12 protein-coding genes and 3 tRNA genes are annotated in these 12,022 nt (G+C 73.3%); 9 read left to right on the top strand and 6 right to left on the bottom strand.

The window, feature by feature from the left end; translation table 11 throughout:
• Positions 1 to 3: 3 nt before the first annotated feature.
• From JOD49_RS06520 to rarD, 5 genes are all read right to left on the bottom strand, one after another.
• On the bottom strand, positions 4 to 1,062 hold the full coding sequence (locus JOD49_RS06520) for an alpha/beta hydrolase family protein (protein ID WP_205306451.1): 1,059 nt from the start codon (positions 1,060 to 1,062) through the stop codon (positions 4 to 6).
• Positions 1,062 to 1,916, bottom strand: a complete 855-nt coding sequence (locus tag JOD49_RS06515; protein ID WP_205306450.1) for an HAD family hydrolase — start codon at positions 1,914 to 1,916, stop codon at positions 1,062 to 1,064. The genes JOD49_RS06520 and JOD49_RS06515 overlap by 1 nt, the downstream gene beginning before the upstream one ends.
• The gene (locus JOD49_RS06510) at positions 1,913 to 2,638 is read right to left on the bottom strand and encodes a hypothetical protein (protein ID WP_205306449.1); all 726 of its coding nucleotides are present in this window, start codon (positions 2,636 to 2,638) and stop codon (positions 1,913 to 1,915) included. Before JOD49_RS06510 ends, JOD49_RS06515 begins: the two co-directional genes overlap by 4 nt.
• 131 nt (positions 2,639 to 2,769) lie before the next feature.
• Positions 2,770 to 3,264 (bottom strand): YajQ family cyclic di-GMP-binding protein, encoded by a 495-nt coding sequence (locus JOD49_RS06505; protein WP_205306448.1) that lies wholly within the window; start codon positions 3,262 to 3,264, stop codon positions 2,770 to 2,772.
• Positions 3,265 to 3,377: 113 nt separating this feature from the next.
• Positions 3,378 to 4,367: an EamA family transporter RarD gene (gene rarD, locus JOD49_RS06500; RefSeq protein ID WP_205306447.1), complete on the bottom strand. Its 990-nt coding sequence runs from the start codon at positions 4,365 to 4,367 to the stop codon at positions 3,378 to 3,380.
• 161 nt (positions 4,368 to 4,528) lie between these two features.
• Here rarD and JOD49_RS06495 point away from each other — a divergent pair.
• From JOD49_RS06495 to JOD49_RS06470, 6 genes are all read left to right on the top strand, one after another.
• Positions 4,529 to 4,610: transfer RNA gene (locus tag JOD49_RS06495), tRNA-Tyr, on the top strand.
• Positions 4,611 to 5,064: 454 nt separating this feature from the next.
• Positions 5,065 to 5,137 (top strand) — tRNA-Thr (locus tag JOD49_RS06490).
• Between the two features lie 63 nt (positions 5,138 to 5,200).
• A tRNA-Met gene (locus JOD49_RS06485) sits at positions 5,201 to 5,277 on the top strand.
• Positions 5,278 to 5,365: 88 nt separating this feature from the next.
• Entirely contained in the window at positions 5,366 to 5,536 is a 171-nt protein-coding gene (gene rpmG, locus JOD49_RS06480) for a 50S ribosomal protein L33 (RefSeq protein WP_030151977.1), read from the top strand.
• Positions 5,537 to 5,567: 31 nt separating this feature from the next.
• The gene (locus JOD49_RS06475; protein WP_205306446.1) at positions 5,568 to 6,035 is read left to right on the top strand and encodes an FAS1-like dehydratase domain-containing protein; all 468 of its coding nucleotides are present in this window, start codon (positions 5,568 to 5,570) and stop codon (positions 6,033 to 6,035) included.
• Positions 6,032 to 6,484, top strand: a complete 453-nt coding sequence (locus tag JOD49_RS06470; RefSeq protein ID WP_205306445.1) for a MaoC family dehydratase — start codon at positions 6,032 to 6,034, stop codon at positions 6,482 to 6,484. The genes JOD49_RS06475 and JOD49_RS06470 overlap by 4 nt, the downstream gene beginning before the upstream one ends.
• An 88-nt stretch (positions 6,485 to 6,572) precedes the next feature.
• On the opposite strand, the gene JOD49_RS06465 is transcribed toward JOD49_RS06470, so the two are convergent.
• A complete protein-coding gene (locus JOD49_RS06465; RefSeq protein WP_205306444.1) occupies positions 6,573 to 7,673 on the bottom strand; it encodes a LacI family DNA-binding transcriptional regulator in 1,101 nt (366 codons plus the stop codon).
• 155 nt (positions 7,674 to 7,828) lie between these two features.
• On the opposite strand from JOD49_RS06465, the gene JOD49_RS06460 reads away from it, so the two are divergent.
• The 3 genes from JOD49_RS06460 to JOD49_RS06450 all read left to right on the top strand — a co-directional run bounded on the left by JOD49_RS06460 (position 7,829) and on the right by JOD49_RS06450 (position 11,966).
• A complete protein-coding gene (locus tag JOD49_RS06460; protein WP_307822422.1) occupies positions 7,829 to 9,328 on the top strand; it encodes an MFS transporter in 1,500 nt (499 codons plus the stop codon).
• Positions 9,325 to 10,629, top strand: coding sequence for an MFS transporter (locus JOD49_RS06455; RefSeq protein WP_205306442.1), 1,305 nt, complete (start codon positions 9,325 to 9,327; stop codon positions 10,627 to 10,629). The genes JOD49_RS06460 and JOD49_RS06455 overlap by 4 nt, the downstream gene beginning before the upstream one ends.
• A gap of 119 nt (positions 10,630 to 10,748) precedes the next feature.
• The gene (locus JOD49_RS06450; RefSeq protein ID WP_205306441.1) at positions 10,749 to 11,966 is read left to right on the top strand and encodes a UDP-N-acetylmuramate dehydrogenase; all 1,218 of its coding nucleotides are present in this window, start codon (positions 10,749 to 10,751) and stop codon (positions 11,964 to 11,966) included.
• Positions 11,967 to 12,022 lie beyond the last annotated feature (56 nt).

The following is a 12,022-nucleotide window of genomic DNA, read 5'->3' as shown; positions in this document are numbered from 1 at the left end:
AGTCTAGGGCGCGGGGGAGACCCCGACCGCCGACGGGGCGACACCCCGCTCGGCCAGCCAGTCGCGCACCGCTGCCCACGCGCCCGAGCGGGGGTTCTGGGGCGACAGGTGGTCCTCGCCGGGGATCACCGCGAGCGTCACGTCGTCCCCGGCCGCCCGCGCCGCCTCGGCGTAGTCGGCCGCGACGGAGGGCAGGACGACGGCGTCCAGGTCGCCGGTCGTCACGAGCGTCGGGACGCCGAGCGGGAGTCGTGTCGTGGGGTTCGCCAGGTCGTACCGGTCGTCCGTGACCTCGGTCGTCGAACCGCCCATGAGCGCCTCGACCGGCCCGCGGGCCCCGTTCGCGGAGCGGGCGCCCAGCAGGTCGTTCACGCCCGCCTGCGTGACCACGAGGTCGGGCAGCACCCGCGGCGAGGCGCCGGGGGCGCCGTCGGGCAGGGTGTGCCGGGCCGCGAGCCACAGCGCCAGGGTCCCGCCTGCGGAGTGCCCGACGACGGCCACGCGCCCCGGCGTCAGCCCGGCGGTCCCGAGGGCCTCGGGGAGCAGGTCCAGGCCCGCTGCCACGTCCTCGAACGTGCGGGGCCAGCCGCCCTCGTCGGCGGGGTCGGCGGCGCCCACGCCGCGGTAGTCGAGGTTCCACACCACGACGCCGTCGTCGGTGAGGTCGCGGGCCACCGCAGCCTCGGACGAGCGGTCGTACTCGGCGCCCCAGCCGCCGCCGTGGACCAGGACGACGACGTCGACGGTCTCGCCCGCCTCCTCGCCACCCGTCACCTCGGACGGCGTACGCAGTTCCTCGGTGCGTCCGGCGAGCGCGGCGGGCAGGATCAGGTCGGCCGACTGGGCGGGGCGCGGGCCGTAGGAGAACGTGGTGAGCACGGCGTCGTCGGGCGCGGCGCTCGGCGAGGACGAGGTCGACGAGGGTACCCGCGGGTCGGTCGGGCCAGCGCACCCGGCGGTCGCGAGCGCGAGGGCGAGCGCGGCCGCGAGCACCGGTGCCCGCCTCCGGCCGCCCACGGTCGAGGGTGCCCGACGGGGACCGTCGACCGGTCGCACGCGCATCACCTTCCTTGCCTCTCGGTCGGCGTCGACGGGGCTGCGCCCCGGCGAGGGAACGACCCGTCGAGCAGCCTCTCCAGGGCGACCGCGACGCCGTCCTCGTCGTTCGACGCCGTGACGTGGGTCGCGGCCGCGAGCACCTCCGGGTGGGCGTTCGCTACGGCGTACGACGTTCCCGCCCAGGTGAGCATCGGCAGGTCGTTGGGCATGTCGCCGAACGCCCAGACCTCGTCGGCGCCGATGTCGTGGGACGAGGACCAGGCCGCCAGCGCGCCCGCCTTGGTCACGTCGGGAGGGAGGAGCTCGGCGAGCCCCGCGGCCCCGGAGAACGCGAGCAGGGCGCGGTCGCCCACGACGTCGAGCACCTGCTCGAAGAACTCGTCCTGGCCCAGGGCGTCGGTGCGCGCGAGCAGCTTGGCGACGGGGGAGTCGAGTGCGCGCTCGACCGGCCCGCGCCAGGAGTCCGGCATGTCCTCCTCGTGCCGGAACGTCGAGTCGAACACCGGGCCGTCGACCTGCTCGACGGCGAGCGCGACACCGGGCACCGCGGCGCGCAGGTCGCGGACCACGTCCCGCAGGGCGGGCAGTGCGAAACCGCGGGACTCGACGACTTGGCGCGTGCCGACGTCGTACACGCACGCGCCGCCCAGGCAGATGATGACGCCGTGCCCTCCGACCAGGCGCCCGACCTCGGCCAGCCAGCGGGGCGGTCGGGCCGTGACGAACACGACCTGGGTGCCGGCGTCGTCCAGAGCGGCCAGGACACGGCGGGTGCGGTCGGAGACCGTGCCGTCCGAGCGCAGCAGGGTCCCGTCGAGGTCGGTCGCGACCACCCGAGGACGAACCGGTCCGGTCATGCGAGGGCTCCTTGCCGCTCGGAGGTCGCGACACGATCGCGTCGCGTGGGTCGGCGACGAGCCCTCGACAGGATCCAGGGGCCGCCGTCGGTCCCCTGGAGTGCTGTGACCGCGGACGCGGACCGGCCGCCCACCACGAGCACGGGTTCTGCGGCCCACGTGCGCCACGGCGCTCTGCGTAGGGTGTCGGAGGAGAGGGTGCGGGAGAGCTCCTGGTCGGCGAAGCGGGCCAGGACCGTGCCGAGGACGGGGCTCCGGACGGAGGCCACGACGACGCCCGGCGCGTCGGCGGCCGCGAGATCCAGTCCCCAGCCGGCGCGAGCCGGGACGCACGTGGCGAGCAGGAGGGCTGTCGGCCCGCCCGCCCTCAGCGCGGCGGCCACGCGGCCTTCCCGCGTGCGGCGGACCCAGCCCGCGAGAAGCACGACGACGGCTGCCGCGACCACCGCGGCCACCCGCCAGGTCCAGGACAGCGGGTTCGTCGACGACGGCATCAACAGCATCGGCATCGACACACCGAGGAACGCGAGGGGCGTGAGACGCGCCCAGAGAGCCTCGCGGCGCCTGAGCAGGACCTCGACACCCGCAGCGTCCACCTCGGGGCGCAGCGTCGGCCCGCCCGTGAACCCGGCCCCCGCGGCGGCGGCGTCACCGCCGCGCGACCACGGCCCGCAGCCCGCCCAGGCGAGGGCCTCGGGCGACGAGAGCCGGTGAGTGTCCACGCCGCGAGTCTAGGTCCGCGGGGGAGCGGCACGCCCGCACGTCAGGGGCTGACACGGCGTGACCCGATACGCGGACGGGCGCGCCGCCGTCGGGCCGGAGCCCGAGCAGCGACGCGCCCGTCAGGAGCTGGTCAGCGGTAGTTCGTGAACTGCACCGCGAAGTCCAGGTCCGCGCCCTTGAGCAGCGACTGGACGGTCTGGAGGTCGTCGCGCGACTTGCTCGTCGCACGGACCTCGTCACCCGTGATCTGGGTCTTGACGCCCTTGGGGCCTTCCTCGCGGATGATCTTGGTGACCTTCTTGGCGTTCTCGCCCGCGAGGCCCTCCTTGAGCACACCCTCGAGGCGGTACTCCTTGCCCGACAGCTTGGGCTCGTTCTCGCCCGTGTCGAACGCCTTGAGGGAGATGCCGCGCTTGATGAGCTTGGTCTGGAAGACGTCGAGGATCGCGAGCACCCGCTCCTCGGAGTTCGCGACCATGACGATCTTCTCGCCGCTCCAGGCGATCGACGCGCCGATGTTCTTGAAGTCGTAGCGGGTCTGGATCTCCTTGATCGCCTGGTTGAGCGCGTTGTCGACCTCCTGGCGGTCGACCTTGCTGACGATGTCCATCGATGAATCGGCCACGGTGCTCTCCTGACACGGTAGGTGGGCTGGTCTGGGGTCAACGGTAGTGCGCGGGTGGCCGGGGCGTCGCCTCGGGTGGCCGCCCGGCGAGCCCGACGACGCCGTCGGGGCGGTCAGCGGGCCGCGAGCCGGGACGCCCGCATCGCGCGCAGCCCGTCGACGCTGAGCACGATCAGCGCGAGCCACACGAGCGAGAAGCCCGCCCAGCGCGCGGGCGGCATGGACTCGTGGAACACGAGCAGGCCGACGAGGAACTGCAGGACGGGGGCCAGGTACTGCAGCATGCCCACGAGGCTCAGGGGCAGGCGGCGGGCGGCCGAGCCGAACATCAGCAGGGGCAGGGCCGTGACGACGCCGCTCGACGCGAGCAGGAGCGCGTGCCCCGTCCCCTCGGCCGCGAACGTCCCGGTACCCGTGATCCCCAGGAACACGAGGTAGCCGAGGGCCACGGGGAACAGGAGCGTCGTCTCGACCGCGAGCCCGGGCAGGGCGTCGACGTCGCGGCCGACCCGGTTCTTGACGAGCCCGTACAGGCCGAACGACGTCGCCAGGGTCAGGGCGATCCACGGGAGCTGCCCGACGCCGATCGTGAGGATGACCACGGCCGCCGTCCCGATCCCCAGGGCGACCCACTGCGCGGGCCGGAGCCGTTCCTTGAGCACGAGCACCGCGAGCAGCACCGTGACGAGCGGGTTGATGAAGTACCCGAGGGCGGCGTCGAGGACGTGGCCCGACAGGACGCCGTAGACGTACACGGTCCAGTTGGTGGCGACGAGCACCGAGGCGATCGCGAGCAGCCCGACGGTCCGGCGCGAGCGGAACGCGGCCCGGTAGGCGGGGAACTGGCGCATCACCAGGAGCAGGAGCAGGCAGAAGAGGAGGCTCCAGACCACGCGGTGGCCGATGATCTCCAGGGGCCCGGCGGGCTGCAGGAGCGGGAAGAAGAGGGGCATCCCGCCCCACAGCACGTAGGCACCGGCGCCGAGCGTCAGGCCCAGTCGGTCGAGCGGGGCGGCGCCGCCGGGGCTGCCGGTGGCGGTCCCGCTGGGGGTGCCGGTGGTCGCCGAGAGGTCGTGCGCGGAAGGCTGGGGGGTGTGGCTCACGGTCCACTGTAAGCGGGTGCAGGGCGATCGTGAGGGGTCGATTTTCCTCCAGAGCCGGATTCGCTGTACTGTTGCCACGCTCCCGCAGTTCGGAAGCGTCCTTCGGTTGTGCCTCGGCACGGTCGGTCCGGGCGGTCCGGTGAGAGTGCACAACTCAACATGGCAGGTTGCCCGAGCGGCCAAAGGGATCTGACTGTAAATCAGACGGCATAGCCTTCGTGGGTTCGAATCCCTCACCTGCCACGCACCTGAACGAGGCGTCACCCACCGGGTGGCGCCTCGTTCGCGTTGACGGGAGGGTGTCGCCCTGGCCACGCACCGTCGGGCCCACGTGCCACCGCGCGCACGCACCGTCGGCCCCTGCGCCGTCGGCCCACGTGCCACCGCGCCCGACGGCGGAGCTCGCCACGGTCCTCCGGCCGGCGGCCACCGTCCGCGTGCGGCGTCGGGGTGCGACGTGTGGCCGTCCTTCGGGGCGTGCGTCGAGGCGAGCTGCCGAGGTGGATGCCGCCGGGCGAGTGTGACGTGCGTCGAGGTCAGGACATGTCGGTCACGTCGGGCGCCTCGGTCGGCCTCGCGGCACGGGGGTGGCCGTGCGGTGGCCAGGGTGGCGAAATCGGCCTGATCACTGGGGTTCTGGGTGGTCGCCGGAGCCGATTTCGCACCACGCCAGAACCCGTGTAATCTTCTTACCGCTGCCCCGATAGCTCAGTCGGCAGAGCGTCTCCATGGTAAGGAGAAGGTCAAGGGTTCGATTCCCTTTCGGGGCTCTGTGAAGTGACGCGGGGTCGTCTCGCTGGAATACTGGCGACACGACCCCGCGTTCATCACGCGGCGGGGTAGCTCAGCTGGTCAGAGCGCACGGCTCATAATCGTGAGGTCGCGGGTTCGAGCCCCGCCCCCGCTACCACTTCCTGACAACACACCGTACGGCGGCCGGCGCCGTGCGGCCTAGCAAGCACGTAGCGCCCTCCGGAGGCGCGAGAGGTGGCACTACCGTGGCAAGCAAGAGCTCAGACGTTCGCCCGAAGATCACGCTCGCATGCGTGGACTGCAAGGAGCGGAACTACATCACCAAGAAGAACCGCCGCAACGACCCCGACCGTCTCGAGCTGGCGAAGTTCTGCCCGCGCTGCGGCAAGCACACCGCTCACCGCGAGACCCGCTGATCCAGCGGCTCCGCTGAGCAGCTCCGCACGCATGGCGATCAACGCTGACTACGCCGGTCGTGAGTACCCGGCTACCGCCCCGTACTCGGTCGGCCGCGAGAAGATCCGCGAGTTCGCCGCTGCTGTCGGTTCGTCCCACCCCGCGCACCACGATGTGGCCACTGCGCGGGGTTTGGGCTATCCGGACCTGATCGCGCCGCCCACGTTCGCGGTGATCGTCGCGCAGCGCGCCGAGGCCCCGTTCATCCAGGACCCTGAGGCCGGCGTCGACTTCACGCGCGTCGTGCACGCCGACGAGCGGTTCGTGCACCACCGTCCGATCGTCGCCGGCGACGAGCTCGTGACCGTGTTGCACGTCGACTCGATCACGCAGCGGGCCGGCATCTCGATGGTCACCACGCGCGCCGAGATCGGCGCCCTCGCGGCAGACGGCTCCGGAACCGTCGAGCCCGTCGCGACCGTCACGTCGAGCCTCGTCGTCCGCGGGGAGGACGCATGACCGAGCACATCGTCTCCCCGGTGAGCGCCGCGCGACCGGACCTCTCCGCCCTCGCGGTGGGCGACGTCGTCGGGACGCGTGAGATCGCGGTCGACCGGGCGCGCCTCGTCCGCTACGCCGGTGCGAGCGGCGACTTCAACCCGATCCACTGGAACGACACCTTCGCGCAGAGCGTCGATCTCCCGGGTGTGATCGCGCACGGCATGTTCACCATGGGCGCGGCCGTGGCGCTGGTCGAGGACTGGGCCGGCGACCCGGGCGCGGTCGTGGACTACCAGACGCGCTTCACGCGTCCGGTCCCCGTGCCGAACCCGGGCGAGGCCGTGATCTCGGTGTCGGGCGCGATCGGTGCGGTCGACCTCGAGGCCCGGACCGTCCGCGTCGACCTCACGGTCACGTTCGAGGGGGCCAAGGTCCTCATGAAGGCTCAGGCGGTCGTCCGCCTCTAGCCCGCCGGAACACGGTTCGCAGAAGGGCGCCTCTCCCGCACGGGAGAGGCGCCCTTCGTGCGTCACGGGCCGCGCCGAGGGAGGCGGTTCAGGCGCCCGGCGCAGGCCCGGTCGTGGTGCCGACCACGAGCTCGACGTCGAGCATGACGGTCTCCGGTTCCTTCCCGGCGAGGAGCGCGACGACCGCGTTGCCCAGCTCGGAGCCCTTCTCGGCGAGGGGCTGGTGGACGCTCGTGAGGGTGTCGGGGCTGAGCCAGGGCAGGTCGAGGCCGTCGAACCCGGCGACGGACAGGTCCTCGGGGACGCGCAGCCCGAGCTCCTTGGCGCCGAGGATCGCGCCCGCGGCGAGCAGGTCGGAGTGGGCGATGATCGCGGTGGGGCGTTCGTCGGCGGGGACCCAGGTGCCGAGGATCTCGACGGCAGCCGTGTGCCCGTGCTCGACGAGCGAGGCTTCGGTCTCCCACGAGATGAGGGGTTCGGCGACGTCGCGCACCCCGGCGAGGCGGTTGAGGGTGGGGGTGCGGTCGGCCTGGGCGAGGCGTCGGGCGTCGATGACCCCGCTGCGGCGCGAGTTGTCGAGGGGGAGCGAGATCTCGGCGATGCGTGTGTGGCCGAGCTCGACGAGGTGGCGGACGGCGTCGGCCGTGCCGCGCCGGTCCTCGATGCCGACGAGCGGGGTGCCGGGGACGGGGCGGCCCTCGCCGATCACGACGGGCACGCCGCGGCGCTGGAGGGCGGCGAGCGTGGCGTCGTTCGTGCCCACGCCCCACACGAGGACCGCGACGTCCATCGCGGCGCTCTCGATGAGGGGGTCGACCGCGCGGGAGGGGTCGTCGGAGGGGATGCCGGGGATGAGGAGCACGCCGAGGCCGCTGGTCCCGAGCGTGGAGACGAGCCCGTCGAGGACCTGGACGGCGACGGGGTCGCGGAACGCGCGCTTGAGCTGGTCGCCGATCACGACGCCGACGATCCCGGACTTCCCGGAGCGCAGCTGGCGCCCGAGCGGGTTGGGGCCGGTGTAGCCGAGCTCGTCCGCCGCGGCCATGACGCGGTCGCGCGTCTCGGGGGTGATGGGGCCGGCGCCGGAGAAGGCGAGGGACGCGGTGGACACCGAGACCCCGGCGAGCGCGGCGACGCGCGCGAGGGTCGGACGGCCTGGCGGCCTGGGTGCCTGCTCGGTCTCGGTCATCGTTGCCCCTCTGCCGGTCATCTGGACGTTCTCGGATCCGGCGTGGCGCGCGGAAAGGTGTTTGACGGCGCGGCCAGACTACCCGCAGAATTGACCCCATGTCTCGAATCGTTTCGAAGGCCACTCCCGACGCAGGAATCGAATCGATTCGACCCGTGCTCGACCCTGGCCTCTCCCGCGCCCGCTGGTCCCTCCTGGGGATCTTCCTGCTCAACGGCATCACCATGTCGAGCTGGCTCGCCCGCATCCCGTCGGTCCGCGACGCGCTCGACATGACGCCCAAGGACCTGGGCTTCGTGCTGCTCGCGGGCGCGATCGGCGCCCTGATGACCGTCACGCTGGCCGGTCCGATCGTCAACCGTTTCGGCGGCAAGGCGACCATGCTCGCCTCGACGGCCTTCTTCGCCGCCGCGCTCGTGCTCCTGGGCGTCGGCCCGGCCACGGGGTCGGTCGCGCTGCTGGCCACGGGCATCTTCCTCAACGGTGTGGCCTTCTCGCTCGGCAACGTGCCCATGAACGTCGAGAGCGCGAGCGTCGAACGTCGCACCGGGCGCACGATCCTGCCGCAGTTCCATGCCGCCTTCAGCATCGGCGCGGTCGTCGGCTCGCTCGTGGGCGCGGCGAGCGCCGCGGGTGACGTCCCGGTCCTCGTGCAGTTCGCGGGCACCGCGGTCGTCGCGACGGTCTGGCGCCTCGTGAGCATCCCGATGTTCGTCCACGCGACGCTGCCCCGCCCGCGGGTCGAGGCGCGTCTGGGCGACGCCAGCCCCGACGGGGTCGAGGCTGCCGCGGTGCTGCACCCGCGCTCGCGCCGCGTGCGCCTGGGGGCGGCGCTCGGTGCCTGGCGCGAGCCGCGCACTCTGCTCATCGGCCTCGTCATCATGGCCGCGGCGCTGTCGGAGGGCTCGGCGAACGACTGGCTGTCCCTCGCGGTGGTCGACGGCTTCGACCAGACCGAGGCCGTCGGTGCCGTGGTCTTCGGTGCGTTCGTCGGGGCCATGACGATCATGCGCCTGCTGGGCACGCGCCTCATCGACCGCTACGGGCGCGTCGTCGTCCTGCGCGTGTCGGGCGTGGCCTCGATCGGCGGCCTGCTGCTCTTCGGCTTCGCCCCGAACCTGCCGCTCGCCGGGGTCGGCGTGCTCGCGTGGGGCATGGGCGCCGCGCTCGCGGTGCCCATCGGCATCGCTGCGGCGTCCGACGAGCCGCTCCAGGCCGCGAGCCGTGTCTCGGTCGTCTCGGCGTTCTCGTCGATGGCCTCGCTCGCCGCGCCGCCGTTGCTCGGTATCGCGGCGGAGACCATGGGCGCACGGCACGCGCTCGTCCTCATCGTGGTCGCGATGGTCGTCAGCGTTCTCCTGTCGACCAAGGTCGCGCCGCTCGCCCCGAGCACGTCGTCGCACCCCCTGCCCGACGGCGGAGGTCCCGTTCCCGGGCAGGGGCGCGTCGTGCGGACGGTCGGGGAGGGGGGCGACACCTCCGCCGACCAGCGAACGGAGCCTGACCGCGTGGTAAGCAATCACCCGGTACCGTCGACCGTGCGCACGCGTCGCCGCCGGTCCGTCCGGCGGCACGCCCCCGGCGACACCACCCCGACGACGCAGCCGGCCTCGACCGGCTCGACCTCCCACCGACGCGAGGAGACCTCCGCATGACCACCCCGCCCTCGCCGCTCCCCGGCGGGCAGAGCGCCGTGAGCGCCACCCGAGCCGTCCAGGCGGCCACCTGGTCCGTCTTCGCGGTGTTCTTCCTCAACGGGTTCAACTTCGCGAGCTGGGCCTCGCGCCTGCCCGCGGTACGTGACGCGCTCGGGCTCAGCGAGGGCAGCATGGGCCTTCTGCTGCTCTTCGCCGCGATCGGGTCGCTCCTCGCGCTGCCCCTCGCGGGCGTGGTCGTGCAGCGCGTCGGCGCCGCGCGCGCCGTCCTGCTCTTCGCCACGGTCAACGTCGTCGGCCTCGTCGTGGCCGTCACGGGGGTGTCCCAGGGCTCGGTCGACGTCGTGCGCGTGGGCCTGTTCCTGTTCGGCATCGGGACCGGTATCTGGGATGCCGCGATGAACATCGAGGGCGCGGCCGTCGAACAACGCCTGGGCAAGGCGATCATGCCTCGCTTCCACGCGGGCTTCTCGTTCGGCACCATGGCGGGCGCAGGCGTCGGCGCCCTGGCCGCCCTCGCGGCCGTGCCGGTCCAGTGGCACCTCGCGGTCGCGCTCGCGCTCAGCCTCCTGGGTGTCGTGTGGTGCGTCCGGTCCTTCCTGCCTGCGGGCGACGTCCACGCGGCCGGTGCGGCGCCGTCGGGCACCGACGACGCCGCGGGCGAGGACCCCGCGACCGCCGTCCACTCCTCGAAGGGCGCGCGCAGCGCGCTCGCGGCGTGGCGCGAACCGCGGACCCTGCTCATCGGCCTCGTGGTCCTGGCCGCGGCACTGACAGAGGGCGCGGCGAACGACTGGGTCGGGCTCGCGGTCGTCGACGGGTTCGGCACGTCCGACGCGATGGGCGCCGTGGGGCTCGGGATCTTCCTGACGGCCATGACGGGCATGCGACTGCTCGGCACGGGCCTGCTCGACCGCTTCGGACGCGTGGCCGTGCTGCGCATCTCGGCGGGCCTCGCGTTCGTCGGCCTGCTCGTGTTCACTCTCGTGCCCAACCTGTGGGTCGCGCTCGTCGGCGTCGTGCTGTGGGGCATGGGTGCGGCGCTCGGCTTCCCCGTCGGGATGAGCGCCGCCTCGGACGACCCCGCGCACGCCGCGGTCAGGGTCAGCGTCGTCTCGACGATCGGGTACTCGGCCTTCTTCGTCGGGCCCCCGCTCATCGGGTTCCTCGCCGAGCACATCGGCGGCTACCGTCCGGCGCTGCTCGTCATCGCGGTGCCGCTCGTGATCGGGCTGCTCGTCGTCAACGCGGCCAAGCCGCTGCCGACGGCCGCAGGCGGCGGGGGCGCCGCGGCGCACTGAGCGCCCCGGGCGGTGTCGGGGACGCTGGGCAGGGCAGGCAGGGCAGGCAGGGCAGGCAGGGCAGGCAGGGCCGGCAGGGCTCGGCGTGGTCGGGACGAGCCTCGAACTAGGCTGGACCCATGACCGCCACCTCTCCGCGCCGCGCGTCCGCCGTCGAAGCCGTCACCGAGGGCACCGCGCCCGGAACCCGCGAGGTCCTCGAGCAGCCCACCCTGGCCGAGCTCACGACGTTGCGTGTCGGGGGCCCCGCCGACGCCTACGTCGAGGCGACGACCGAGGCCGAGCTCGTCGACGCGGTCCGCGCGGCCGACGCGGCGGGCGAGCCGCTCCTCGTGATCGGCGGCGGGTCCAACCTGCTCGTGAGCGATGAGGGGTTCGGCGGGGTCGTGGTGCGCGACGTGCGCGCCGAGATCCGCATCGACGCCGAGGACACGTGCGGGGGCGGGAGCCTGACCGTGACCGCCGGCCAGGACTGGGACCAGCTCGTGGAGCGGGCCGTGGCGCAGGAGTGGGTCGGGGTCGAGGCGCTGTCCGGCATCCCCGGCACGGTCGGGGCTGCGCCGGTCCAGAACATCGGTGCGTACGGCCAGGAGGTCGCAGGGGTCGTGGCCTCGGTGCGCGTGTGGGACCGCGCGCAGTCGCGCATCCGGGTGCTGGCGCTGCTCGACCTCGACTTCGGCTACCGCACGTCGGTCCTCAAGCGCACCATGCACGCCTCGCCCGACGGCGGGGACATCTGGTACCCGTCCCCGCGCTACGTCGTGCTCGAGGTCAACCTGCAGATGCGCCTCGGGACGCTGTCCGCACCGATCGGCTACCCCGAGCTCGCTCGTCGGCTGGACGTGCAGGTCGGCGAGCGCGCGCCCAGCGTCGACGTCCGCGCCGCAGTGCTCGAGCTGCGTGGCGGCAAGGGCATGCTGCTCGACGACCCCGCGGCCCCGGACCACGACCGGTGGAGTGCCGGGTCCTTCTTCACCAACCCGGTCGTCGCCGCGGACCAGGCCGACCTCCTGCCGACCGACGCCCCGCGCTTCCCCGTCCGTTCGGCACTCCCGGCCCGCACGACCGGGCCGAGCCTCGGCGAGATCGACCCCACGCTCGTCAAGACCTCGGCGGCCTGGCTCATCGAGCACGCAGGCTTCACCAAGGGGTTCGGGGTGCACGGTCCGTCGAGCGCCGCGACGCTCTCGACCAAGCACACGCTCGCGCTCACCAACCGGGGCGGCGCGAGCGCGGCGGAGATCGTCGAGCTCGCGCGGGCCGTGCGCGACGGCGTGCTCGACACGTTCGGGATCGAGCTCGTCCCCGAGCCGGTCCTCGTGGGCGTCGCGCTCTGACGTGTCCGGCCCCGGCCGGACCGTGCCGTGGAGGAGGGCCGCCGAGGCCCCTGGGC

This window comes from Oerskovia jenensis (assembly GCF_016907235.1).
GTDB classification, from domain to species: Bacteria; Actinomycetota; Actinomycetes; order Actinomycetales; family Cellulomonadaceae; genus Oerskovia; species Oerskovia jenensis.
This window is presented reverse-complemented; position numbering and strand designations above follow the sequence as displayed.

Coding starts and splice junctions, on each gene's coding strand:
- JOD49_RS06520 (WP_205306451.1), bottom strand. CDS start 1,062: ATGCGCGTGCGACCGGTCGACGGTCCCCGTCGGGCACCCTCGACCGTG.
- JOD49_RS06515 (WP_205306450.1), bottom strand. CDS start 1,916: ATGACCGGACCGGTTCGTCCTCGGGTGGTCGCGACCGACCTCGACGGG.
- JOD49_RS06475 (WP_205306446.1), top strand. CDS start 5,568: ATGGCGATCAACGCTGACTACGCCGGTCGTGAGTACCCGGCTACCGCC.
- JOD49_RS06470 (WP_205306445.1), top strand. CDS start 6,032: ATGACCGAGCACATCGTCTCCCCGGTGAGCGCCGCGCGACCGGACCTC.
- JOD49_RS06465 (WP_205306444.1), bottom strand. CDS start 7,673: ATGACCGAGACCGAGCAGGCACCCAGGCCGCCAGGCCGTCCGACCCTC.
- JOD49_RS06455 (WP_205306442.1), top strand. CDS start 9,325: ATGACCACCCCGCCCTCGCCGCTCCCCGGCGGGCAGAGCGCCGTGAGC.
- JOD49_RS06450 (WP_205306441.1), top strand. CDS start 10,749: ATGACCGCCACCTCTCCGCGCCGCGCGTCCGCCGTCGAAGCCGTCACC.